Annotated in this window: 21 protein-coding genes; 16 read left to right on the forward strand and 5 right to left on the reverse strand. The window is 65.9% G+C overall.

The genetic code is table 11. The annotated features are described in order from the left end of the window. The coding region (locus ACQKDV_RS05120; protein WP_427782705.1) for an AAA family ATPase at window positions 1-538 on the forward strand (538 nt) is incomplete at its 5' end. Window positions 539-613: 75 nt separating this feature from the next. On the opposite strand, the gene ACQKDV_RS05125 is transcribed toward ACQKDV_RS05120, so the two are convergent. From ACQKDV_RS05125 to ACQKDV_RS05140, 4 genes are all read right to left on the reverse strand, one after another. Next, a complete protein-coding gene (locus ACQKDV_RS05125; protein ID WP_427782706.1) occupies window positions 614-1,006 on the reverse strand; it encodes a hypothetical protein in 393 nt (130 codons plus the stop codon). Window positions 1,007-1,208: 202 nt separating this feature from the next. Continuing rightward, the gene (gene infA, locus ACQKDV_RS05130) at window positions 1,209-1,427 is read right to left on the reverse strand and encodes a translation initiation factor IF-1 (RefSeq protein WP_005409596.1); all 219 of its coding nucleotides are present in this window, start codon (window positions 1,425-1,427) and stop codon (window positions 1,209-1,211) included. 86 nt (window positions 1,428-1,513) lie between these two features. Continuing rightward, window positions 1,514-2,254 carry a leucyl/phenylalanyl-tRNA--protein transferase gene (gene aat / locus ACQKDV_RS05135; RefSeq protein ID WP_427782707.1) on the reverse strand — a complete coding sequence of 247 codons (741 nt, stop codon included), beginning with the start codon at window positions 2,252-2,254 and terminating at the stop codon, window positions 1,514-1,516. Between the two features lie 132 nt (window positions 2,255-2,386). Further along, window positions 2,387-3,511, reverse strand: a complete 1,125-nt coding sequence (locus ACQKDV_RS05140) for a GNAT family N-acetyltransferase (protein WP_427782708.1) — start codon at window positions 3,509-3,511, stop codon at window positions 2,387-2,389. A gap of 189 nt (window positions 3,512-3,700) precedes the next feature. Here ACQKDV_RS05140 and ACQKDV_RS05145 point away from each other — a divergent pair, with 189 nt between their 5' ends. After that, the gene (locus ACQKDV_RS05145) at window positions 3,701-5,179 is read left to right on the forward strand and encodes an N-acetylmuramoyl-L-alanine amidase family protein (RefSeq protein WP_427782709.1); all 1,479 of its coding nucleotides are present in this window, start codon (window positions 3,701-3,703) and stop codon (window positions 5,177-5,179) included. A gap of 75 nt (window positions 5,180-5,254) precedes the next feature. Here the strand turns inward: ACQKDV_RS05145 and trxB are convergent, their stop codons facing one another. Continuing rightward, window positions 5,255-6,226 carry a thioredoxin-disulfide reductase gene (gene trxB, locus ACQKDV_RS05150; protein WP_427782710.1) on the reverse strand — a complete coding sequence of 324 codons (972 nt, stop codon included), beginning with the start codon at window positions 6,224-6,226 and terminating at the stop codon, window positions 5,255-5,257. A 233-nt stretch (window positions 6,227-6,459) separates the two neighbouring features. Here trxB and ACQKDV_RS05155 point away from each other — a divergent pair, with 233 nt between their 5' ends. The 14 genes from ACQKDV_RS05155 (at window position 6,460) to ACQKDV_RS05220 (ending at window position 24,295) form a co-directional block, all read left to right on the forward strand. Further along, entirely contained in the window at window positions 6,460-8,820 is a 2,361-nt protein-coding gene (locus ACQKDV_RS05155) for a DNA translocase FtsK (protein ID WP_427782711.1), read from the forward strand. Between the two features lie 35 nt (window positions 8,821-8,855). Beyond that, a complete protein-coding gene (locus ACQKDV_RS05160) occupies window positions 8,856-10,799 on the forward strand; it encodes a DUF3857 domain-containing protein (RefSeq protein ID WP_427782712.1) in 1,944 nt (647 codons plus the stop codon). 111 nt (window positions 10,800-10,910) lie between these two features. Beyond that, complete coding sequence (gene lolA, locus ACQKDV_RS05165; RefSeq protein ID WP_427782713.1) at window positions 10,911-11,549, forward strand: outer membrane lipoprotein chaperone LolA; 639 nt, start codon at window positions 10,911-10,913, stop codon at window positions 11,547-11,549. Between the two features lie 267 nt (window positions 11,550-11,816). Next, complete coding sequence (locus tag ACQKDV_RS05170; protein ID WP_427782714.1) at window positions 11,817-13,094, forward strand: replication-associated recombination protein A; 1,278 nt, start codon at window positions 11,817-11,819, stop codon at window positions 13,092-13,094. Window positions 13,095-13,182: 88 nt separating this feature from the next. Then, window positions 13,183-13,557, forward strand: a complete 375-nt coding sequence (locus tag ACQKDV_RS05175) for a DUF805 domain-containing protein (protein WP_427782715.1) — start codon at window positions 13,183-13,185, stop codon at window positions 13,555-13,557. Between the two features lie 157 nt (window positions 13,558-13,714). After that, window positions 13,715-14,725, forward strand: a complete 1,011-nt coding sequence (locus ACQKDV_RS05180) for an alpha/beta hydrolase (protein WP_427782716.1) — start codon at window positions 13,715-13,717, stop codon at window positions 14,723-14,725. A 124-nt stretch (window positions 14,726-14,849) separates the two neighbouring features. Beyond that, on the forward strand, window positions 14,850-16,229 hold the full coding sequence (locus ACQKDV_RS05185) for a YncE family protein (RefSeq protein ID WP_427782717.1): 1,380 nt from the start codon (window positions 14,850-14,852) through the stop codon (window positions 16,227-16,229). A gap of 54 nt (window positions 16,230-16,283) precedes the next feature. Further along, window positions 16,284-17,330, forward strand: coding sequence for a heme/hemin ABC transporter substrate-binding protein (locus ACQKDV_RS05190; RefSeq protein WP_427782718.1), 1,047 nt, complete (start codon window positions 16,284-16,286; stop codon window positions 17,328-17,330). After that, the gene (locus tag ACQKDV_RS05195) at window positions 17,327-18,370 is read left to right on the forward strand and encodes a FecCD family ABC transporter permease (RefSeq protein WP_427782719.1); all 1,044 of its coding nucleotides are present in this window, start codon (window positions 17,327-17,329) and stop codon (window positions 18,368-18,370) included. Before ACQKDV_RS05190 ends, ACQKDV_RS05195 begins: the two co-directional genes overlap by 4 nt. After that, a complete protein-coding gene (locus ACQKDV_RS05200; protein WP_427782720.1) occupies window positions 18,367-19,128 on the forward strand; it encodes a heme ABC transporter ATP-binding protein in 762 nt (253 codons plus the stop codon). The genes ACQKDV_RS05195 and ACQKDV_RS05200 overlap by 4 nt, the downstream gene beginning before the upstream one ends. Window positions 19,129-19,590: 462 nt before the next feature. Further along, window positions 19,591-20,340, forward strand: coding sequence for a hypothetical protein (locus tag ACQKDV_RS05205; RefSeq protein ID WP_427782721.1), 750 nt, complete (start codon window positions 19,591-19,593; stop codon window positions 20,338-20,340). Window positions 20,341-20,793: 453 nt separating this feature from the next. Beyond that, entirely contained in the window at window positions 20,794-22,830 is a 2,037-nt protein-coding gene (gene fusA, locus ACQKDV_RS05210; protein WP_427782722.1) for an elongation factor G, read from the forward strand. A gap of 325 nt (window positions 22,831-23,155) precedes the next feature. Beyond that, complete coding sequence (locus ACQKDV_RS05215) at window positions 23,156-23,428, forward strand: hypothetical protein (protein WP_079221882.1); 273 nt, start codon at window positions 23,156-23,158, stop codon at window positions 23,426-23,428. Between the two features lie 111 nt (window positions 23,429-23,539). After that, the gene (locus ACQKDV_RS05220) at window positions 23,540-24,295 is read left to right on the forward strand and encodes a SapC family protein (protein ID WP_427782733.1); all 756 of its coding nucleotides are present in this window, start codon (window positions 23,540-23,542) and stop codon (window positions 24,293-24,295) included. Window positions 24,296-24,415: the final 120 nt, after the last annotated feature.

Below are 24,415 nucleotides of genomic sequence, written 5' to 3' on the forward strand. Positions count from 1 at the left end.
GGTCATGGACCGCGGTGTGCTGACCGACACCAATGGTCGCGAAGCCAACTTCAAGAACGTGGTGCTGGTGATGACCACCAATGCCGGTGCGGCGCAGGCCTCGCGGCGTTCGATCGGTTTCACCAAGCAGGACCACGCCACCGACGCGATGGAAACCATCCGCCGCAGCTTCACGCCGGAATTCCGCAACCGTCTCGATGCGGTCGTGCAATTCCAGCCGCTGGGCTTCGAGCACATCCTGCGGGTGGTCGACAAGTTCCTGATCGAGCTGGAAATGCTGCTGCAGGAAAAGCACGTCAGCCTGTCGGCCACCCCGACCGCGCGCGACTGGCTGGCCCAGCATGGCTTCGACCCGCTGATGGGTGCCCGCCCGATGGCGCGCATGATCCAGGACAAGATCAAGCGCCCACTGGCCGACGAACTGCTGTTCGGCAAGCTGGTCGACGGCGGCAAGGTCAGCATCGACGTGCGCGACGACGAACTGGTGGTGGAGGCGCATGCCGAACCGGAGCGCCTGCTGCCGGCGACGGTGGAGTAACGGCAGCAGCCGGGCGCTGTCTGGCTGTGAAGTGAAAACCAAGGGCGGCTTCGGCCGCCCTTGGCGTATCCGCGCTCAGCGGGTGCGCTGGCGAGCCTTCTGCTTGAAGGTTGCAGCGTCGATCGGCTCCACGCGGGCAATCGCGCAACCGCCGGCATCGGTGCGCAGCTCGCTGCGGCCGGCGCTGCAGATCTGGCCTTGCTGGCCGTCGGTGACGAAGGTCAACTTCCGCGAGTAGGCGGCCTTGCCGCAGTCGCTCTTGAAGTGCACGACGTAATGATCCTGGCCGTTGCGCAGCAGCACGTTGCGCGACGCGTTGGCGCGCACCAGTTGCTGGTCGCTGCCAAGCTGGATGCAGTCTTCGGTTCCCGTGGCCGGTGCGTCAGCGGCGTGTGCAGGCATCGCCAGCAGGGTGCTGGCAGACACTGCCAGGGCGGCCAGAAGGGCGGGCAGGGAGTGCATGTTCATGGGAGGGCAGGGGATGGCGATCCGGACTGGATCGCGTATCACCTTGCCGCCCCGGGCGCGGATGCGAATCTGCCTCAGGGCGGCCTGACCGATGTCACGGTGCGTTCGGTCATGATGACATCCGGCAGGGCCGGATTACGGGCATGACAAAAGGCCAGCAACCAGGGCTGGCCTTGTCGGGATGGCGCAGCGCGCCGACCGCTTACTTCATGCGGTAGGTGATACGACCCTTGGTCAGGTCGTACGGGGTCATTTCAACCTTGACCCGGTCACCGGTGAGGATGCGGATGTAGTTCTTGCGCATGCGGCCGGAGATGTGGGCGATGATTTCGTGCCCATTTTCCAGGCGAACGCGGAAAGTGGTGTTCGGCAGCGTCTCGCTGACGGTGCCCTCGAACTCGATGGAATCGTCTTTCGACATGTAGTCCTGTGCGGTTCAGAAAACGGCCACGCTGGGCCTAAGGCGCGGTATTTTACGCGTCCTTCGTCCAGCTTGCAAAGATCTGGTTAAACCCCCGCCAGATCGCGCGCCGCCAAGCGCCCAACCGCCTGCGTCCAGGGTCCTTCGCGGCCCTCCTCGCGCACGGCCCGGCGGACCTGCCGGAGGAAATCCTCGCGCTCCAGGTGAACGGCACCCATCCGCAGCAGGTGGGGGTTCTCCACCTGGGCATCGATCAGCGGCCAGCCCCAGCGGTGCAGGGTGCTTGCCAAGGCCGCCAGTGCGATCTTGGAGCCGCCGCTGGAACCGCTGAACATGCTTTCCCCGAAGAACATCGTGCCGATGGCCACCCCGTAGATGCCGCCCACCAGGGTCTGCCGGTCCCAGACCTCGAAGGAGTGGGCGAAGCCAAGGTCATGCAGGTGGCTGTAGGCGTCGACCATCTCCGGGCTGATCCAGGTGCCGTCCTGGCCCGGCCGGGGTGCGGCAGCACAGGCCCGCATCACCCGATTGAAGGCGGTATCGGCAGTTATCTCCCAGGTGCTGGCGCGAAACTGGCGGCGGAAGCGGCTGGACAGGTGCACGCCATTGGTGCGGAAGACCATGCGTGGATCGGGCGACCACCACAGGACCGGCTCGCCCTCGCTGAACCATGGAAAGATGCCGCCGGCGTAGGCGTTCAGCAGGCGCAGCGGGTGCAGGTCGCCGCCTACGGCCAGCAGGCCGTCGGGCGTGCGAAGCGCGGTTTCGGCCGGGGGAAAGGGAGCGTCCGGCTCGTCGGCCAAGCGCCAAGGCAGAGGGCGGGTCATGCAGATGATTGTAGCCACCGCCGCACCGGTAGCGCCGGGCCATGCCCGGCGATCCCGCGCGGGCTTGGCGCCCTTGCTCTGGTAGTGCCGGCCGCTGGCCGGCAGCGCCACCTCAGTCGAGCAAGCTCGACGCTACGGGGCCGCGCGGAACGGGCTGTGCCCCAGCAGTTCCTGCCGGTACCGGCGCACATCGCGCCGCTCCTGCCGGCACCAGTCCTGCAGCGCCTCGGCAAAATCCGCATCGGCCACCCAATGGCGACTGCGCACCAGCGTCGGCAGGAAGCCCCTTGCCAGCTTGTGCTCACCCTGCGCGCCCGGCTCGAAACGCGTCAGCCCCTCGCGCAGGCAGTACTCGATGCCCTGGTAATAGCAGGCCTCGAAGTGCAGGCCGGGCAGGGTGGCGCCGCCCCAATAGCGGCCGTACAACGTGTCGCCGCCGCGCAGGCACAGCGCGCCGGCAATCGGCGCGCCGTCCTGTTCGGCCAGAAACAGCACCAGCCCACGGCCGAGCGACATCGCCAGATGGCGCAGGAACGCCTCGGTGAGTGCCGGTGCGTTGCCGTACTCCAGGAAAGTCTGCAGGTAGAAGCGGTACATCGCCTGCAGATCGGCGCGGCTGGCGTCATCGCCATGCACCACGCGGAAGGTGATGCCCTGTCGGCTGACCTTGGCGCGTTCCTGGCGGATGTTCTTGCGATGCTTGTGGTCCATCGCGCCCACGAACTGTTCAAACGTGGTCCACTCGCCCGGGTTCTGCCACTGGAACTGCACGTCCTCGCGCAGCAGCCAGTCCTCGCTGAAGGCGTCGTCGTCGCCGGTTGTGTGGAAATTGATGTGCGCCGACGACACATCCTGCCCCGACAACAGTTCGCGTAGCGCTGAAAGGAGCGCTGGCCTGTCCGAATCGTGACGGGTCAGCAGGCGCGGCCCGGTGACGGGTGAATACGGCACCGCCCCCAGCCACTTCGGGTAGTAGTCCCGCCCGTGCCGCGCGTAGGCATTGGCCCAGGCGTGGTCGAACACGAACTCGCCATGGGAGTTGGTCTTCAGGTAGCCGGGGATCGCGCCGAGCAGGGTGCCGTCATCCCACAGGGTGAGGTGCCTCGGTTGCCAGCCCCAGTCTTCGCGCAGGCAGCCGTGGGCTTCCAGTCCGAACAGGAAGGCGTGGCTGACGAAGGGGTTGCGGCCGTCGTGCAGGGCATCCCAGACGGTGGCGGGAATGGCCTGCAGGGAATCGAGGAAGCGGGCGGAAGGCATGGGGGGAAGGATAGGGCAGGCGGGATGCGAATGGTGTTGGCGGGATTGGGTTGGTTGGATTCGAGGCGGCGTGAGGAAAGTTGCAAATGTTCGGTTGTGCGTGCCGGTTACAGAACCACGGGCGCGGCGCCGGGCAGGTTGGGTGGGCGCCGCAGGAGCGGCGCATCAAACCCAAAGGAGGAACGTGCAATGAAAGGGATGAAGATTGCTGCTGTGGCGTTCGCGTGCGCCATGATCTGTGCGCCAGGTGCATCGGGGCGTGGGGTCAAGGCTCCGATGGTTACGGGGGATCCGGGAATCTATGCTGAGGTGATTGCAATGCTTGAGCGGGAAGCCGCTGGACAGTTGACGCGCCACCTGCAGAAGTCGGGAAAGCTGCGTCAGGTGAGAGTGGACATCCGGCTTGACTTGAGCGCGCGATCAATGACGATCAACTTTGGTCCCGGATACCTTCCAGGGCCAGAGGGTAGCTATGACGAATTGTTTCTACAGCCGATGGCGTCCTCGTTGCGGTTCTTTGCCGAAAGATCTGGGCTTGAGGTGAATGACATCCACTTCCTTTTCGAAGGGAAGACACTGGAAGACTATTATCCGGAAGACTTGGCTGTTCCGATGCGGAGTGCGCGCAAATCAGCTCCAACTTCGGCCCTGGTGTCGTCAAGTCATGGATACATCAGTCTGCATCCCGGCAGGGAATGGGAGTTTCAGCGGCCGGCCCCGCTCGGGCTGCAGGAGGATGTGCTGAGCCCAGTCTATGGCGATGAGCTGCAAGTGCTGATGGAACAGCGGAGCGGTCTGGTTGTACATCGTGCGCGGAGCCAATCGACCGAGCTTCATCCTGAGTCGAATCTTCCTTGGGAGCACATGTCATCCCGCTATCATCTCAAGGCCCTGTTTCCAGAGCGGGCTGACATTTGGAACGAGTTTCCCAACAGCACGAAGCCAGCGCGAGAGAAGGATGAGGACATACGGGCGCGCCCCAATTACGCCAATCACCTGGGTGTGGACGTATTGATCAGCCTGCATTCGAATGGTCATGACTCGGCGACTATTCGCGGCACCGAGGTTTACTACCACCGAGCCAAGGCGCAGGACAAGCCATTGGCCGACAGCATCATCTGCTCGATGCGGGAGCTGATCCGGGCGCAACCCGGATATGAGACATTCCCGGTTCGTGAAACCTCAAATCCAGGAGATCACGGCGAGAACCGCATTGGCAAAATGCCGTCTGTCATCGTCGAAACCGCCTATCACTCAAACCCTGATGACGTTGCGGCGCTGCAGGACCCTGTATTCCGCTCCGCCGCAATGAAGGGAGTTGAGAAAGGCTACCGCCTATGGGCGTCCGAAAAAGCTTGTGTACCTCTTGCGGGCAAAGCCATAGCCGACGTCGAAGTGCACTCTGGCAAGCGGATGGAAGTGGACATTCCGCTCGTCGGGAATCCGCAGTATCCGATCCAGATCATCACGACCAATACACAGTGTCCGCCGGGCTGGACCTGCGGCAAAGGCAAGCAGGTTGTGAATTCCCCCGATGAGCCAACCAGAATTGGTGTCAGCTGTGGTGCTGGAAGTTCCGGCACGCTCGGGTGGGAAACGCATGTGCTGGACGCTGACGGGGTGGCTTCGAAGCCGGTGCCGTTCTCGGTGCGTTGCGTGCCGGGCTGAGAAAAAGAACGGGCGCTTGCGCGCCCGTTTTCCGCAGTCGAGCATGGCTCGACGCTACAAAAACCGTTGCAGGCCTCAGCCGGCCTTGCCCTGTGCGTCCAGGTAACGCTCGGCATCCAGTGCGGCCATGCAGCCGAAGCCAGCCGAGGTGATGGCCTGGCGGTAATGCTGGTCGGCCACGTCGCCAGCGGCGAACACGCCTTCCACCGAGGTCTGGGTGGCGTTGCCGCCCAGGCCCGAACGGATTTCCAGGTAGCCGTTGTTCATCGCCAACTGGCCGTCGAACAGCTGGGTGTTCGGGTGGTGGCCGATGGCCACGAAGAAGCCGTGGGCGTCGATGTCGCGGGTGCCGCCGTCCAGGGTCGACTTCACGCGTACGCCGGTCACCCCGGCATCGTTGCCCAGCACTTCCTCCACCTGGTGGTGCCAGACGGTCTCGATCTTGCCGGCGGCCACCTTGGCGAACAGCTTGTCCTGCATGATCTTTTCCGCCTTCAGGGTGTCGCGGCGGTGGACCAGGTAGACCTTGCGGGCGATGTTGGACAGATACAGCGCTTCTTCGACTGCGGTATTGCCGCCGCCGACCACCACCACGTCCTGGTCACGGTAGAAGAAGCCGTCGCAGGTGGCGCAGGCGGAAACGCCGCGGCCCTTGAAGGTCTCCTCGGTCGGGATGCCCAGATACTTGGCCGTCGCGCCGGTGGAAATGATGAGGGCGTCGCAGGTGTACTCATGGCTGTCGCCGATCAGCTTGAACGGGCGCTGGGACAGGTCGGCCGTGTGGATGTGGTCGAAGATGACCTCGGTCTCGAAGCGTTCGGCGTGGGCCTGCATGCGCGCCATCAGATCCGGGCCCATCAGGCCGTGGGCGTCGCCCGGCCAGTTGTCCACCTCGGTGGTGGTCATCAGTTGCCCCCCCTGCTGCAGGCCGGTGATGACGACCGGCTTCAGGTTGGCACGGGCAGCGTAGACGGCGGCGGTCCAGCCGGCCGGGCCGGAACCGAGGATGACGAGGCGCTGGTGGCGGGAGGGCAGGCTGGTGCTCATGTAAACTCGCGAAAAGGTAGATGGGACAAGGCGCTGGCGATGTTTGCGCAGCCTCCGTGGCAGGCCATAGAGTGGCGGCTGGGGCGAGGTGATTCAAGCCGATGAACAGAACGCCGTCACCCACCGGTGTTTTTGGCGCCGGTCGGCCCCCTTGCCGTCACTGATGACTGAAAACTGACGCCGGGTCGTTTATTATCAAACACTAACAGCGCATTCGAAAGGTATGGTCTAAGGTGGCGAAGCAGGTGCCCGAACGCTCCAAGTCCGACGACAAAAAGGCGTCGCGTCGCTCGGCGGCAGCGGCCACGACCGACAATCCCCGCCGTCAGCGCCTGTGGCGCGACCTGGGCCTGATCGCCATCGCCCCGGCGCTGCTGTATCTGGCGGCCAGCCTGTTCACCTATTCAGCCACCGATCCGGGCTGGTCGCACACCGGCAGTGTGGTTGCGCCGGTGCACAACATGGGGGGGCGCGCCGGTGCGTGGATCGCCGACGTGCTGCTGCAGCTGTTCGGCTACATCGCCTTCCTGCTGCCGGTGGTGCTCGGCGCGCTCTCCTGGATCGCCATGTTCGGCCTGAAGCGCGAGAGCAAGGGCGAGAACGATCTCGATCCCGCGCTGCGCCTGGTGGGCCTGGTCGGCTTCCTGATTGCCGGCACCGGCTTCCTGCACGTGCGCCTGTTCAGTGGTGACGTCTCCAGCGCTGGCGGCATCCTTGGCAAGCTGGTCGGCAATTCGCTCACCGTCGGCTTCGGTGCGCTGGGCGCGAACCTGTTCGTGCTGGTGCTGCTGCTGGCCTCGATCACGCTCGCCACCGGCCTGTCGTGGTTTGCGGTGATGGAGAAGATCGGCCGGGGCGTGATGTCGCTGGCACCGCTGCTGGAACGCAAGAAGGAACAGGCCACCGAATGGCAGCAGACCCGCGCCCTGCGCGAGGAACGCCAGGAAGTGCGCAAGGCCGATGCCGAGGTGCGCGCCAAGCGCGAGCCGGTGAAGATCGAGCCGCGCCCGGAGCCGGTGATCGAGAAGAGCGACCGGGCCAAGCGCGACACGCAGATTCCGATGTTCCGTGGTGTCAATGGGGACGGCTCCGACCTGCCGCCGCTGGCCCTGCTGGATGATCCCAAGCCGCAGCCGGTGGGCTACGACAAGGACACCCTGGACGCCCTGTCACGGCAGATCGAGTTCAAGCTCAAGGACTTCCGCATCGACGCCCAGGTGGTCGCGGCCAACCCCGGCCCGGTCATCACCCGCTTCGAAATCGAACCTGCGCCGGGCATCAAGGTCAGCCAGATCAGCTCGCTGGACAAGGACATCGCCCGTGGCCTGTCGGTGAAGTCGGTCCGCGTGGTCGACGTCATTCCGGGCAAGTCGGTGATCGGCCTGGAGATCCCCAACGTCACCCGCGAAATGATCTACCTCTCCGAACTGCTGCGTTCGAAGGAGTACGACAAGTCCGCCAGCGTGCTGACCCTGGCCCTGGGCAAGGACATCGCCGGCCGTTCCACGGTGGCCGATCTGGCGCGCATGCCGCACCTGCTGGTGGCCGGCACCACCGGTTCGGGCAAGTCGGTGGCGGTCAACGCCATGGTGCTCAGCCTGCTGTTCAAGGCCTCGCCGAAAGACCTGCGCATGCTGATGATCGACCCCAAGATGCTCGAACTGAGCGTCTACCAGGGCATCCCGCATCTGCTGGCGCCGGTGGTCACCGACATGAAGGAAGCCGCCAACGGCCTGCGCTGGTGCGTGGCCGAAATGGAGCGCCGCTACAAGCTGATGAGCGCGGTGGGCGTGCGCAACCTGGCCGGCTTCAACAAGAAGGTGAAGGACGCGCAGGACGCGGGCCAGCCGCTGATGGACCCGCTGTTCAAGCCGAACCCGGAGCTGGGCGAGGCCCCGCGCCCGCTGGAGACGCTGCCGTTCGTGGTCATCTTCATCGACGAATTCGCCGACATGATGATGATCGTCGGCAAGAAGGTGGAAGAGCTGATCGCCCGCCTGGCACAGAAGGCGCGTGCGGCCGGCATCCACCTGATCCTGGCCACCCAGCGCCCGTCGGTGGATGTCATCACTGGCCTCATCAAGGCCAACATCCCGACCCGCATCGCCTTCCAGGTCAGTTCGAAGATCGACTCGCGCACCATCCTGGACCAGTCCGGTGCCGAGACCCTGCTGGGCCACGGCGACATGCTGTATCTGCCGCCCGGCACCGCCATGCCCGAGCGCGTGCACGGCGCCTTCGTTTCCGACGATGAAGTACATCGCGTGGTCGAGCACCTCAAGGCCATGGGGCCGGCCGATTACATCGATGGCGTGCTGGACGAGGTGCAGACGATGGGCGACGGCGTGGTGGTCGGTGCGACCGGCCTGCCGGAAACCAGTGCGGCCGGCGACGAATCCGACCCGCTGTATGACGAAGCGCTGCGCGTGGTCACCGAGACCCGTCGCGCGTCCATTTCCGGTGTGCAGCGGCGCCTGAAAATCGGCTACAACCGCGCGGCACGACTGATCGAGGCCATGGAAGCGGCCGGCGTGGTCAGCGCCCCAGAGCACAACGGCGACCGTACGGTGCTGGCACCGCCTCCGCCGAAGTAATACCGCAGCGCCTACGACGTCCAAGGATCCGACGCATGTTCCGACCCGCCCCGTGTGCGCTTGCGCTTGCGCTGGCCTGCCTGCTCGGCGTCGGCCCGGTCCTGGCCGGTGCGTCCTCCCCGGTGCCGGCGCCGGCGCCGCCCTTGATGGGCAGTGATGCCGAGGCCAGCAACAATTTCAGTTTCGTGCGCTACCGCGCCGATTACGTGGTGCGGCCTGACGCCGGCGATGTGCAGACCGAAACCTACGAGATCCTGCTCAAGACCAAGGCGGCGGTGGAGCAGTTCAGCCAGGTGCGGCTGAGCTACAGCGAGAAGATGGAAACCCTCGATGTGCTCAGCGCCTATACGCTGACCGCCGATGGCCAGCGCCGCGCCGTGCCGGCGGACCGCATCTACACCCAGGAAAGCTATTCCAGCGCGTCGGCGGCGATGTACGCCGACCGCAAGGTGCGGGTGATCGTGTTCCCGAACCTTGCCCCGGGTACGCGCCTGGTCTACCAGCTCCGGCGCACCCAGCAGACCCCGTATTTCCCCGGTTATTTCGGCCTGTGGGAGACGTTCAACGTGTTCACCCAGTACGACGATGCCGAGGTGACCCTGAGTGCGCCGGCCAACCTGCCCATGTACGTGGACAGCCGTGGCGTACAGGGCAGTGACACCCCGACGGTGAAGCACGGACAGACGCAGTGGCGCTGGCGCTATCAGCGCCACGACCCGATGCAGGCGCAGAACTGGGCGGCGGAGGTCTGGGAGTTCAGTCCGAACATCATGGCCAGCACCTATCGTGACTGGGCCCAGCTCGGCCACGCCTACCAGGTCAAAGCGGGCGAGGCCGCGCAGGTCACGCCGCAGATCCACGCACTGGCCGACGAGGTGACCGCAGGCATCAGCGACCGCAAGGCGCAGGCCGATGCGCTGTACCGCTGGGTCGCGCAGAACATCCGCTACGTGGCCGTGTACCTGGGCAACGGCGGGCTGGAGCCGAACAGCGCCCAGAGCATCCTCGACAACCACTATGGCGACTGCAAGGACCACGTGGTGATTCTCGAGGCGCTGCTGGCAGCCAAGGGCATCGCCAGTTCGCCGGTGCTGGTCGGTGCCGGCGGTGGCCCGACGCTGCCGAAGATCCCGGTGCTGGGACGCTTCAACCACGCCATCACCTACGTGCCCGAGTTCGATCTGTACCTGGATTCGACCAGCGCCTGGGCACGCTTTGGCCAGCTGCCCGACGGCGACCTGGGTGCGCCGGTGCTGCGCACCCGTGACGCGTCGCTGGCGCGCACCCCGGCAAATGATCCGCAGCGCAACGCCACGGCGATGGACGTGCGCTTCACCTTCGATGCGCAGGGCAACCTGCGCGGGGAGACGGTGCCGAAGTTGAGCGACAACGCGCAGATCAGGGTGCGCACGCAGTTTGCCCAGCTCAACGCGCAGAATCGTGCGCGTGCCGAGGAGCAGATCATGGCCGCGTCCGGTTTCGATGGGCGAGGGCAGTTGCAGATCCAGGGCGTGCCGGTCGACCTGACCCGGCCGTTCGGCTACCGAATGACCTTCCAGGCCGAGGACTATGTGGACTTCAGCGTGCCTGGCGGCATGGCCGTGCCGGACCCGCCTGGTGGCGAATCGGTGCGCGGGCTGTACGCCACGGCATCAGCGCCGGCCAATGAGGCGCCGTTCTACTGCAATGCCAGCCTGCGCGAAGAAACCTACCGCCTGCAGTTCCCGGGCAGCGTGCCGATCATTGCCATTCCCCAGAGCCAGCATTTCAGCAACGCCGCAGGCGACTATCGCGTGGACTGGAGGCAGGAAGGGCAGGAGGTCATCGTCCGCCATCGCCTGCAGCAGAACGCCGTGCGTGGCAGCGATGCCCTGTGCCAGCCACAGGATTACCCCGCCTTCCGTGCGTTGTATCGAGAAGTGCGGCGCGGCTTCCGTGGGCAAGTGCTGTACGGCAGATTGCCGGGTGCCGAAGGCTGAATCGCCGATGCACGCGCGGGGCGGCATAATGTCGCCCTGATCGCCCATTCATCTTTATCCGGGCACACTGGCTCCCAACTTTCCTGGCGCGTGCGCCCACAGGATTCCTGCATGAACATCCGCTTCCGCCGCTTCCTCGCCACCACCACCCTGGCCGTCGCCTGCGCCGCCGCTGGCAGCGCCTGGGCCGGTGCCCGCGATGACCTGAAGAGCTTCACCAGCGGCCTGAAGGGGCTGGATGGTCAGTTCAGCCAGCAGGTGTTCGACAGCCGCGGCAAGGTGAAGGAGTCGACCAGCGGCCGCGTCGCCCTGTCGGCGCCGCGCCTGTTCCGCTGGGAGTACGTACGCCCGCATGAGCAGCTGATCGTTGCTGACGGCAAGAAGGTCTGGATGTACGAGCCGGACCTGGAGCAGGCCACCGTGCGCGAGCAGGGCAAGGAAGAGCAGAACAGCCCGCTCACCGCGCTGATCAACCCGGCCCTGCTGGAGCAGCAGTACGACCTGAGCGAAGAGGCCGCCAAGCGCGACGGCCTGCAGTGGCTGTCGCTGTCGCCGAAGCGCGATACCGAAGCCAGCTTCCAGTACGCCGCCCTGGGCTTCAACGCCCAAGGCCTGGCCAGGATGGAAATCACCGACGCTGTCGGCCAGCGCACCGTCATCACCTTCAGTGGCTGGAAGCGCAATCCGGGCTTCGCCGCGGGCACCTTCAGCTTCACCCCGCCGAAGGGCACCGACGTCATCGGTAATTGATTCAGCCCGTGTCCTGGTGGGTGCCAACCGTTGGTTGGCACGTTTTTGATCTGCTTCGGTAGGTGTCAACCTTGGTTGACACGATGTTGATCTGCCGGCCAGCGGCCGGCACTACCAGGCGCCTCGAGCGGTCCGCCGGGGAGGGCCCGATGCGACCCACGGGCGTCGCGGTACAATGATCGGGTGCCAAGACATCGTTCCACTTCCTTCCCCGGCCCCGATCTGCTGAGCGTCGATCGGGAACATCTGCGCCCGCTGGCCGAGCGCATGCGCCCGCGTACCCTCGACGAAATGGTCGGGCAGAAGCGCCTGCTCGCGCCTGAAAGCGCGCTGCGCCGCGCGGTCGAATCCGGCCGCGTGCATTCGATGATCCTGTGGGGACCGCCGGGCTGCGGCAAGACCACCTTGTCGCTGCTGCTGGCCGAGTATTCGGACGCCGAGTTCCGGGCCATCTCCGCTGTATTGTCCGGGCTGCCGGAAGTACGCCAGGTGCTGGCCGAAGCCGCGCAGCGCTTCGCCGAAGGCAGGCGCACCGTGCTGTTCGTGGACGAGGTGCACCGCTTCAACAAAGCACAGCAGGATGCGTTCCTGCCGCATATCGAGCGCGGCACCATCCTGTTCGTCGGTGCCACCACCGAAAACCCATCGTTCGAACTGAACTCGGCACTGTTGTCGCGCTGCCGGGTGCATGTGCTGGAAGGCGTTTCGCCCACCGACATCGTCGAAGCGCTGGAGCGTGCGCTGGGTGACCGCGAGCGCGGCCTGGGCGAAGCGCGCATCGAGATTGCCCCCGAACTACTGCTGGAAATCGCCACGGCTGCAGATGGTGATGTGCGCCGCGCGCTGACGCTGCTGGAAATTGCTGCAGAGCTGGCAGGCGGGGAGGGGGGGCGCATCACCCCGCAGACCCTCACCCAGGTGCTGGCCGACCGCACCCGCCGCTTCGACAAGGGCGGCGAGCAGTTCTACGACCAGATCTCGGCCCTGCATAAATCCGTGCGCAGCTCCAACCCTGATGCCGCGCTGTACTGGCTGACCCGCATGCTCGATGGCGGTTGTGATCCGTCCTACCTGGCACGCCGGTTGACCCGCATGGCCATCGAAGATATCGGCCTGGCCGACCCGCGTGCGCAGAGCATGGCGCTGGAAGCGTGGGATATCTACGAGCGCCTCGGCAGCCCGGAAGGTGAGCTCGCGTTCGCGCAGCTGGTGCTGTACCTGGCCAGCACCGCCAAGTCGAACGCCGGCTATGCGGCCTTCAACCAGGCCAAGGCCGACGTTCGCGAGAATGGCACCGATGAAGTGCCACTGCACCTGCGCAATGCCCCGACCAGACTGATGAAGGAACTGGGCTACGGGGCCGAGTACCAGTATGACCACGATGCCGAGGGTGGTATCGCCCTCGACCAGACCGGTTTCCCGGACGCGATGGGGGAGCGGGTGTACTACAACCCGGTACCGCGCGGGCTGGAGATCAAGCTGAAAGAAAAGCTGGACCGGCTGCGCGCCGAGCGTGAAGCGGCAAGAGCGGCGAAAGGCCGCTGACCCGCTTCTGTGGTATCGAGCTTGCTCGACTCTACTCGCCACAATTTGGCACACTGCGCGCCTTCTTTTTTTCAGGGACGCCCTTGCCATGGAACAGCTCATCCTGCCGTTGAAGCGCTATGCCCAGTTCGAAGGCCGTGCCAACCGCCGCGAATACTGGATGTTCCAGCTGTTCCTGCTGCTGGTCTCGGTGGTGCTGATGATGCCGGTGATCGCGGCGCTGGTGACGCAGTCCAACGCCCTGGGCATCGCCTCCGTCGCGCTGTTCGTGGTCTTCTGGCTGGCCACCTTCGTGCCTGTCATCGCCGTTACCGTCCGGCGCCTGCACGACTGCAACCAGTCCGGCTGGCTGTACCTGCTGGCCTTCGTTCCGTTTGGCGGCCTGGTGATCTTCGTGTTCTCGCTGCTGCCGGGCACGCCGGAACAGAACCAGTACGGCCCTGTGCCGCCTGAGTTCGGCTGAACCTCACGCGTCGCATCCTCCGGGCATGGCCCGGAGGCATCGGTGTCGCGCGCGCGATACACAGCGTGACGTATTATCGATGTGATAATCATTCGCGTTTGAGGTAGACTGCGGTCCCTTGATGAAGAGGCGGCCCCGCCCGCCGCATCCGTCACCCATGATGTTTTCCGCACGTACCGTCGGCTGTCTTGCCGCCCTGATGATGGGGGTCCTGATGGCTGCTCCCTACGCCCACGCGCAGCAGCGCAATCCGCAGCAGTTGATGGGCCGCACCGTGCTCGATGCGCCGGCAGCCAGCTACCGTTTCGAGCGGTTCGTGATCAGCAGCCCCGACCAGCAACGCCGCTGGCGGGTAAACGTGGCCATTCCAGCCAAGGGCACCAGGACGCCGTCGCCGGTGCTGTACGCACTGGATGGCAACGCGGTGGCCATGGTGCTCGACCAGCCGCTGCTGTCCGAGCTGGCCGCCACCCGGGCACCACCGGTGCTGGTGCTCATCGGCTACGACAACCAACTGCGCATCGACTCGCCGGCCCGCACCCAGGATTACACCGCCTGGATCGACCGCGCCGATGACGAAGGTGGTACCCCGCAGGCGGTCGGCGGGGGCGCCGATGCCTTCCTCGATCTGATCGAACGCCGCATCAAGCCGGAAGTCGAGCGCCGCGCGCGCATCGACACCCGGCAGCAGGCGCTGTGGGGGCACTCACTGGGCGGCCTGTTCGTGCTCAATGCCCTGTATACGCGGCCGGCCGCATTCCAGAGCTATCTCGCTGCCAGCCCCTCGTTGTGGTGGAGCCAGGGCGCCGCGCTGGGCGATCCGGAGCAGCAGTTCGTGCAGAACGTGCATGGCCAGCCTGCCAAGGTCTGGCTGATGCTGGGCGGCGCCGAGCGGGCCGGGGACCGTGGCAAGCGCGACATGACCAACCCGCGGGTGGTCGCGCATCTGCGCCGTATCGGTGGCGCTACACCCGATGCCGCCCTGCAGCTGTCCGCACGCCTGGCCAAGGTGCCGGGCTTGAGCGTGCAGTACCGTGAATTCCCCGGCCTGGGCCATGGCCCGATGCTTCCAGCGTCGTTCCACGCTGCCCTGCATGAACTGTTTGGCGTGACCGACCGCAGCGTGGCCGACGGCAAACTCCCGCCATCGGCCAACGCCGCAGACTGATCCCGCTACGCACGGCCTGCCCGTGCAACCTCACCACCCAGGCGCGACTGCCAACATGCAGCGGCCCAGGCAACCGATGACCCCCGCGCCACGCGGCGCGACCTACGTGTGCAAGGAGCCTTCCATGTCGTTTCGTCCATCCCTCCGCCTGACCTCCCTGGCCGCCAGCCTGCTGCTGGTGGTCACCGCCACCGCGCAGCCGGTGTTCGACCAGCCCGCCAGCGCCACGTTCAAGGGCACGGTGATCTCACGTGGTGAGAACGTGGTGCCGGGCAGCACGGCCGATGTCATCGGTCGTGGCTTCGTGCCGGGCCAGCAGGTCAGCCTGCAGCGTGGCGACAGCGTGCTGAACACGCAGCCGGTCGTGGTCGACGCCGATGGCAACTTCAAGACCCAGCTTGCCATCCCGGCCGACGCAGTGCCGGGCACCCATCCGGTCATCGTGCGCGCCAGCCAGCCGGCAGCGGCCACCGTGCTGAAGCTGCGCGTCTCGCCGCAGTTGCCGCTGTCGGGCCAGCAGCAGTTCGCCATCCAGTCCAACAAGCTGGTGCCGGGCCTCTACCAGTCGGCCTACAGCGCCGCCAGCAATGCGGTCTATGTGACCTCGGCCGTCGGCCGTCCACCGGTCACCCAGTCGCAGTTGCTGAAGCTGGACCCCAGGACGCTGAAGGTAACCAAGGCGATCACCCCGGCACAGGTACCCGGCACCACCAATGGCGCGGTGTACGCGGTCTATGGCGTGGGCGTGGATGACACCAACGGCAACGTATGGGTGACCAACACCCGCCAGAATTCGATTGCCGTGTACCGCCAGAAGGATCTGTCGCTGGTTCACCAGTTCCCGGTCGACACCGTGCCGCATGCACGCGACGTCGTAGTAGATGGCACCCACGGCAAGGTGTTTGCGTCGGCCACCGGCGAAGACCACCTGTCGGTGTTCGATGCGAAGACGCTGAAGGAACTGCCGTCGATCACCCTTGAATCGGGCGTGGACGAGGGCAAGTTCACCCCGATGAGCCTGGTGCTGGATGAGAAAGCCGGCAAGCTGTTCACCGTCAGCATCGGTACGCCCGAAGCGGCGGTCATCGATGTGGCCACCGGCAAGGTCGACAAGGTCATCGACCTGGGCAATTCGATCAGCGCCTCGGGCGTGGCCTTCGATGCGAAGCACAACCGCCTGTACGTGGCCTCGCAGGGCACCGACAACCTGCTGATCGTGGACGTCGCCAGCGGCAAGGTCGTGCATGACGTGCCGGTCGGCGCCGGCGCGCTGAACGTCGCCTTCGATGACAAGAGTGGCCTGGCCTACGTCACCAATCGTGGTGCAGGCACCGTCACCGCCGTCAATCGCGATGGCAAGGTGGTCGGCAACCTCGATGGTGGCACCCTCCCCAACCACGTGCGTGCCGACGGCAAGGGCAATGTGTTCGCGGTGAACAAGTCGCGCGGCGCTGACGATGCCAAGGGCGACCGTATCACCCGCATCACCCTGCGCCAGCCGTAACCCCCACGCCGGGCGAGGCGTATTGCCTTCGCCCGGCAAGCAAGGAGATTCTGCATGAACATCGCTTCCCGCCTGCGCCTGTGCGCGCTTCCGTTGGCGGTTTCGCTGGCGCTGGCTGCCTGCAGCGGGCCGTCCGCTCCGCCCGCCGCCCAGGATGCTGCCGCACCCGCGGCTGCCGACAAGCACGACGCGGTCGAACTGCCTGCCGGCTGGCAGCGCGTTGCGGGAACCGATGTGCCGGCGTTGGCCGGCCAGGTGCCGGTCCTGCCGGCCACAGTGCCGTCCGACGATGGCGTGCAGGCCGAAGTGACCGACACCAGCCGCATCATCGCCGGCGGTGATGATGTCATCGCCGTGCTGGAGGCATTGGGCCTTGGCAAGCAGGTATTTGCCGCACCGACCAACACCACCACCCAGGCGGGCCAGGCTGCACCGCACCAGTTCCTGTTCAACCGCACCACCGGCGTGGAGGGCGTGGTGAGCCTGCATGGATCGTTGTTCCTCGGCAACAGCCTGCGCCGCCACGCCGTGCTTGCCAGCAAGCTGCGCGAAGTGGGGGAAGCCGCCGTGGTCATCGATGATCTGCAGCCTGCGCCGGACAAGGTACGCAAGGTGGCGGCCGCAGTCGGTCTGGCCGACGCTGGGCAGGCCCTGGCCACCCAGGTGCAGCGTCAGCTGGATGAGGCGGCCACTCTCGGCAAGGGACTGGCGCACGCGCCGCGCGTGATTCACGTATCGGCCACCGGCGGCGGTGGCGCGCCGACCGTGGCGGGTGCGGACAGCGCCTCGGCCGAGATGATCGCGCTCGCGGGAGGCATCAACATCGGCAGCGAGGCGGGGGTGAAGAACTACTCGCAACTGAGCAACGAAGGGGTGATCGCGGCAGCGCCGGAGGTGATCCTGGTGACCGAGCACGACCTGCAGCAGTTCGGCGGTGCCGAAGGTCTGTGGAAGGCGTACCCGACCCTGAAACAGACACCGGCCGGCGCCGCGAACCGGGTCTGGGTGATGCCGGATGTGCAGCTGAAGTACACCAGTGTCGGTACCGGTGCCGGTGCGCTGGCCCTGGCCAAGGCACTGGCGGCGCTGCCGCCGGCATGAGCCTGGCGGATCGGCGCCGCCGACGCGGGCGCGTAATGCTGCTGGTGGCACTGCTGACCCTGGTGGGCGCGGTGCTGGCATCGTTCGCGATGGGTCCGCTGCGTCTGCCGCCCATGGATGTCCTGCAGGCCCTGGGGGTGAAGCTGGGCCTGGTGGATCCGCAGGCGGTCAGCCGCCGCGATCTCGCCGTGGTCTGGCAACTGCGCATTCCGCGCGCCCTGCTGGGGGCCATGGTGGGGGCAGCGTTGGCGATGGCCGGTGCAAGCCTGCAGGGATTGTTCGGCAACCCGCTCGCCGACCCCGGTATCGTCGGCGTCAGCCAGGGCGCGGCGCTGGGTGCGGTTGCAGCGATCGTCCTGGGGGCGGCAGGCGCAGCGGGCTGGCTGGTGCCGGTGGCTGCATTTGGCGGTGGCGCGCTGGCCATCGGCCTGACCTACGCATTGGCGCGCCCGGGGAAGGGCAGTGGCAATGCGACATTGTTGCTGGTGGGCATTGCGATGGCGGCGTTCTGCTCGGCGCTGATCGGCTTCCTCACCTACATCGCCAGCGAGAGCCAGCTGCAGTCGCTGGTCTTCTGGCAGATGGGCTCGTTGGCGCAGGCCAACTGGGCAGACGTAGCCGCCGTGGTGCCGCTGTTCGCCATTGGCGTGTTCGCGCTGCTGCGTTTGGCCACGCCGCTGGACATGCTGGCGCTGGGTGAGCGCCAGGCGCAGCACCTGGGCCTGGATGTCGCGCGTACGCGACGGATGCTGGTGGCCTTCAGCGCGTTGCTGGTGGGCGCAGCGGTGGCGTTTGCTGGCTCGATCAGTTTCGTCGGCCTGGTGGTGCCGCACGTGGCGCGGCTGCTGGTCGGCCCGGGCCATCGCTGGTTGCTACCGGTGTCGGGCGTGCTGGGCGCGCTGTTGATCGTCATTGCCGATACCGCCGCGCGCACACTGGATCCGCCGGCGGAAATTCCGCTGGGCCTGTTCTCGGCCGCGCTGGGCGCGCCGTTCTTCCTGTGGCTGGTGCTGCAGCAGCGCCGCAAGGACACGCCATGAGCGATTTCCTGCAGTTGCGCGATGTGGTGGTGCGCCGCCAGCAGCGCGAGATCCTGCATGGCATCAATCTGGCCTTCACACGGGGCACAGTGACCGCGCTGGTGGGTCCGAACGGTGCCGGCAAATCGACCCTGCTGGCGGTGGCCGCCGGCGATCTGCGCCCTGATGTTGGCGAAGTGCAGCTGCATGGCGCGCCATTGCGCAGCTACAAGTCCGGCCCGCTCGCGCGCGAACGCGCGGTGATGCCGCAGGAACATGGCGTGCGCTTTGCCTTCAGCGTTGAAGAAGTGGTCGCGATGGGGCGGCTGCCGCATCCGCCGGATCCCGCAGTGGACGATGCGCGGGTGGAAGCTGCCATCGACGCTGCCGAGCTGCAGGCGCTGCGTCTGCGCGAAGTGCAGCAGTTATCCGGTGGTGAATCGGCACGCACCACGTTTGCGCGCGTGCTTGCGCAGGACACACCGCTGCTGTTGCTGGATGAGCCGACGGCCGCGCTGGATCTTCGCCACCAGGAACGCACGCTGCGCAGCGTGCGCACATGTGCTGAAGCGGGTGCCTGCGTGATCGTGGTGCTGCATGATCTGAATCTTGCGGCCGGCTATGCCGATCGCATCGTGCTGCTGGAGCAGGGCAGGGTGGCGACCGATGGCACGCCTGCGCATGTGCTGACCGAAGCGAACCTGCAGCGCGTGTATCAGCAGGATGTGGTGGTGCTGCAGCATCCGCGCCGGGGTGTGCCGCTGGTGGTGGTGACCTGAGGGTGCCGATTGTCGCAATTGCCCCCCCGACAGTGCGAAACACCCTCGAGTACATGGTCTCGCCCCCGCCTGGCCGCATGAGTGTTGCGCTGCCGCGCGATTTTCAGTCAGTTTGGCCCTGGTGACGCGGGCTGATTGACGAGCGGCCGCCCAGTTCGCTCTTGAACTGGGCGCGGCGGCAGTGTGAGCATGATTCGTTGATACATGCGGCAATGGTTGGATTTCGAGTGGCATGCCACCTTATTGACATGCCTGAAGACTTGGCCCGTCAAATCCACGTGCGGTTGTCGCAGGACAGAAGTCGTCGGGTCAGGGGTCAAGTAGAGGAGAACTGGAATCTGATCCAGAGCCCAGGCAAGTACTCCTGATCTGCTGTCGTTGATCGTGACCTGCTGCAGTAAAGCGTCGTGTTGCATCGCGACGTATCATTGGCGGCTCGTTTTTCTCAATGGACTGCCCCCCATGAAGCATCATTTCCCCCGCGCCGCGCTGCTGGGTTCGTTGGCTGCAACGGCGTGCAGTGCGCATGCCGCCTCCACCCGCACGGTGTCGATCGAGAAGGCGGCCGACCAGGCCACGTCGATCGAAACGCGGCATGCAAGCCGTGCTGGCGCCGCACCTGATCTGTTCACCACGCACTACTTCACCGGTGGCGCGATGATGATGGCGTGGGGCGATCAGCGCGTGCTGCTGCTCTGCAAGAAGTCGGCATATCTCAAGCTGCCGGGCATGAAGCCTGCGGCCAGCGAGTTGCCGCTGGAGAAGCGCCAGATGGTCGGCTACGAGGCCATGATGGCCGGCTACGGTGGCATCGCTGCCATTGCAGGGCTGGCAGATGGTTCGGTTGAAGTGGCCGACGATGGAAGTGAAGTGCGTCGCCATGCCGAGCGCTCGTGGGCTTATGGCACTGAACGCTACGATGTGATCAGCCAGCGCATGCCGGGTGGTGCGCTGCGCGTACGCGCGTTGAAGACCGCAACGGTGAACACTGCGAAGCCGTCCAAGCCGGGCGCCACCTTCAGCAGCGATGAGGACCAGGCTGCACGCCTGGCCGAGCTGGGTGCGGTGGGCAGCTGGACCGAGATCACGATGTACGACTCGCCCAAGCGTGGCGAGGTCGATCCTCTGTACCCGTTGAATGACTGGGTGTCGGTGACCGGTGACCATGCCGCGACGGTGGCTGAGGCGCGCCGGATCAACGGCTGCGAGTGATGCTCGCTGCAGGGGTCAGAGCCCTTGGCTTTGCCAAGGGATCCGACCCTTTGGCCGCCCCGGGGGCGGATCCTTTCGCGTAGCGAAAGGCTCTGACCCCACCAAGCCTGATCGTTCCATCCATGCGTGCAATAGTCACTTGCGCGCAGGAATCACAGGTCTAGAATGCGCCCCATGAACCGGATGCCGCTCCTGAAGTTTTTCACCCTGACCCGCGCAAGCGCGGAACGGGCGTGCCTGCCTGGAGTGCCACGGGGCCGTTGATCCGGCCATCGATGGACCATCCACAGAGCGCCCTTCGGGGCGCTCTTTTCGTTTCCGCCATTTCATTCCACCCGCAGCACCGAGGAGAACGTGCCATGCACCTGATCGCCGAGACCGAACGCCAGCCGCGCGCCCTGTCGCCAACCGGGGTGCGCGGCCCCTGAAGTTGGCTTTGCAGGAATCTATTTCATGAACACCCACACCCTGTCCCTACGTCGCAACCTCGGCATCATTGCCCACATCGACGCTGGCAAGACCACGCTTACCGAGCGACTGCTGTGGAAAAGCGGCCAGATCCATCGCGTCGGCGAAGTGCACGAGGGCAATGCGACCACCGATTTCTCAGTGATCGAGAGAGAACGCGGCATCACCATCGGCGCAGCCGCCGTGCAGGCGCAATGGGCGCCGCGCGATCTGCCGCCGCATCGACTGACGCTCATCGACACCCCCGGCCACATCGACTTCGCCATTGAAGTCGAGCGCTCGCTGCGCGTGCTCGACGGTGCCGTGGCCGTGTTCTCGGCCGTCGATGGCGTGCAGCCGCAGTCGGAAACCGTGTGGCACCAGGCGCGGCGGCATCGCGTGCCGCTCATCGCCTTCGTCAACAAGATGGACCGTGTCGGCGCCTCGTTAGAGCGCGTGCTGAAGCAACTGGAGGACAAGCTGCAGGCGCGACCGTGGGCGCTGGGCGTACCACTGGGCAGCGAAAGCGACTTCCATGGCTGGGTCGACCTGGTGGACGAGCGCGTGCTGCGCTGGCAGGACGGGGCAGCGGCGCTCATCACCCGCTGGGGCGAGGACGAGCGCGCGCAGTGGCAGGCGCAGCGGCAAGCGCTGATCGAGGCCGTGGCCGATCATGACGACGTGCTGGCCACGGCGTGGCTGGAAGGTGCGGCGGTCGATGCGGCGATGCTGCGCGCGGCGATCCGCCGGGCCACGCTGGCCGGTGCTGGCGTGCCGGTACTGGCGGGCGCGGCCTTCAGGGACAAGGGCATCGAAACGCTGCTGGACGCAGTGGTCGACTACCTGCCGTCGCCACTGGATCGTCCGGCCGTGACCGCAGAAGCCTCGGCTGGCGAGGTGGTACTGCCGCCGGATCCGGACGGTCCGTTGGCCGGCCTGCTGTTCAAGATCACCCACCAGCAGCACGGAGCGCTGAGCTTCGTGCGGCTGTACTCAGGCACCTTGAAGGTCGGTGATGCCATCGCCAGTTCGCAGCACCCGCAGGGGCGCCGCGTCAGCCGGCTGGTGCGCGTACAGGCCGCACAGACCCACGACATCGCGCAGGCCGTGGCCGGTGACATTGTCGCGGTACTGGGCTGGAAGGACGCCGTCAGCGGTGAAACGCTCAGTGGGCGAGGGCAGCCGTTGCGACTGGAGAGCATCCACTCACAGGCACCGGTACTGGCCTGGCGGCTGGAGCCGGCCCGTGCGGCCGGCCTGATCCGCATGGCGCAGGGGCTGGCCAGCCTGGCCCAGGAGGACCCGTCGTTCAAGGTGGAAACCGAGCGCGACAGTGGTGAAACCCTGGTCTGGGGCATGGGCGAACTGCACCTGGAAGTGATGGTCGAACGCCTGCGCACTGAGTGGAAGGTGGACGTTGGCGTTGGCGCGCCGCGTGTGGCCTATCAGGAAACCCCGTTGCGTGCGGTGTCCGGCGTGGTTGGCCGGGTGTCCAAGCAGAACGGCGGCCAAGGCCAGTTTGCCCATGTGGTGCTGGACGTGGCGCCACGCGAGGACGACCAGGTCGTGTTCAAAGACCAGATCGTCGGCGGCGTGGTGCCGCGTGGTTTTATCGCAGCGGTGGAAAAGGGTGTACGCGCGGCCCTGACGTCCGGCCCGCAGGGGCATCCGGTGGTGGGCATCGAGGTGCGTATGGTGGATGGTGAGAGCCATGCCAAGGATTCGTCGGAGATGGCTTTCCATCGCGCTGGCAGCGAGGCGATCAGGGCCGCGCTGGCCGCGGCTGGCACGCAGCTGCTGGAGCCGGTGATGGCGGTGACGGTGCGCTCGCCGTCAGCCTCGGTGGGAGATGTAGTGGGCGATCTCACCCGTCGCCATGGACGCATCGCCCGCATCGACGATCAGGATGGTCGTGCCGAAGTCCATGGCTTTGCTCCGCTGGCGGATCTGGCGGGGTACACCACCTCGCTGCGCTCGCTCAGCCAGGGGCGGGCGAGCAGCGAAGCGCACCTGCAGGGGTATGAGCCGGTGCGCGCTGCCTGATGCATGGAGGGGGAGCCCGTTCGCGGGCTCCCTTTTTATCGACTGGCGGATGATGTGCGTATCCACGCATGGCGTGGATCTACTGCGAGAGGGGGAGTACGTATCCACGCATTGCGTGGATCTACTGCGCGAGAGGGGGGTATCCACGCGTGGCGTGGATCTGCTGGGCGGATGATGTGCGTGACGGGTCGTGGTAGATCCACGCCATGCGTGGATGGAGCCTCACGCGCTGCAGCGCAACAAGACTGCAGAAAAAGCTGGATTAAAGTGATGCCTCACGATAAATTGCGCACCCCCTGCTGATTTGCCACCGACCGCACCCGCCATGCGTGATGACAATGACCCCGGTACCCTGGAGCTGACCCTGCCGCGCAAGCGCGGCCGGCCACCCAAGTTCGGGTATGCCATGAGCGATGCACAGCGGGCGGCGCGCTACCGCGCGCGCAGGGCAGGGCAGGCCAACCACGCTGACGTGCGCTCCTGCAGCGACATGGTTCTACTGGACAAGATCCGCGCCGCCGTCAGTGCCCGCGACACCGAACTGGCCGGCTTCCTGGTCCACGTTCTGTGGCAGCGCTATCCATTGCAGTTGAAATAAATCTGCGCCAGGGTGGCTCTTGCCACCCAGCTTGTTGATAATGCGGGATTCAGGTTGTTCCCGCTGGCGCGCCCGGGATGGCAGGCGTGCATGTTCGACATGACTTTGACGATGACCACCACCAGCGACACTACCACCGAAGCTGCGCAGAGCGGCGCACCCCTGTTCTACACCCGCCCGGTGCCGCTGCAGGCCGACGTGCATGCCGATGTGCGCATCCTGCCGGGCAAGCTGGAGTTTGCTGCCAGCAGCAACTCGATCCCGTTGGTGCTCGGCGAGTTCTCGCTGGCACTGCATCACTTCCCGATCCTGTTCGCCGGCCCGACCGCAGTGCCGATGGCGGCCGTGGGCGTGACCACCGACAACCTATTCATCACCGATGGCCTGTGGGCGGATGAGACCTACATTCCGGCCTACCTGCGCCGCCACCCCTTCATCTTCATCGACACCGGCAAGGACAACGATTTCCTGCTGGGTATCGACGAAGAGAGCCCGCGCATCGTGCGCGGCGGCGAAGAAGGCCAGCCGCTGTTCGTCGATGGCAAGGCAACCGAGATGGTGCAGCAGGCCCTGGAATTCTGCGGCCAGTTCACCCGCGAGCACGAACAGACCCAGGCCTTCTCCAAGGCACTGCTTGAGAACGACCTGCTGGTCGAGCGCAACGCCACCATCCGCCTGCCGGACGGCCGCGAATTCAACCTCAATGGCTTCTTCGTGGTGGACGTGGAGAAGTTCGTCGCACTGCCCGACGCCAAGGTGATCGAATGGCACCGCAGCGGCTGGCTGGCATTGATCCACCAGCACCTGATGTCCCTGGGTCGGTTCAACGACCTGACCCGTCGCCAGGCCGAGCGCAAGCCGGCCTGAGTCCGGTACCTGGCGCGGCGGCACTGCCGTCGCGCCAGCCCAGCAGCGCCTGCAACAGGCGCTGCGCGTCGGCCCAGTCCGGCTCCGCGGCGTTGCCTACACCCCACAATTCGGCAGCCA

This window comes from Stenotrophomonas sp. NPDC077659 (assembly GCF_050268705.1).
In the GTDB taxonomy this organism is placed as follows: Bacteria; Pseudomonadota; Gammaproteobacteria; order Xanthomonadales; family Xanthomonadaceae; genus Stenotrophomonas.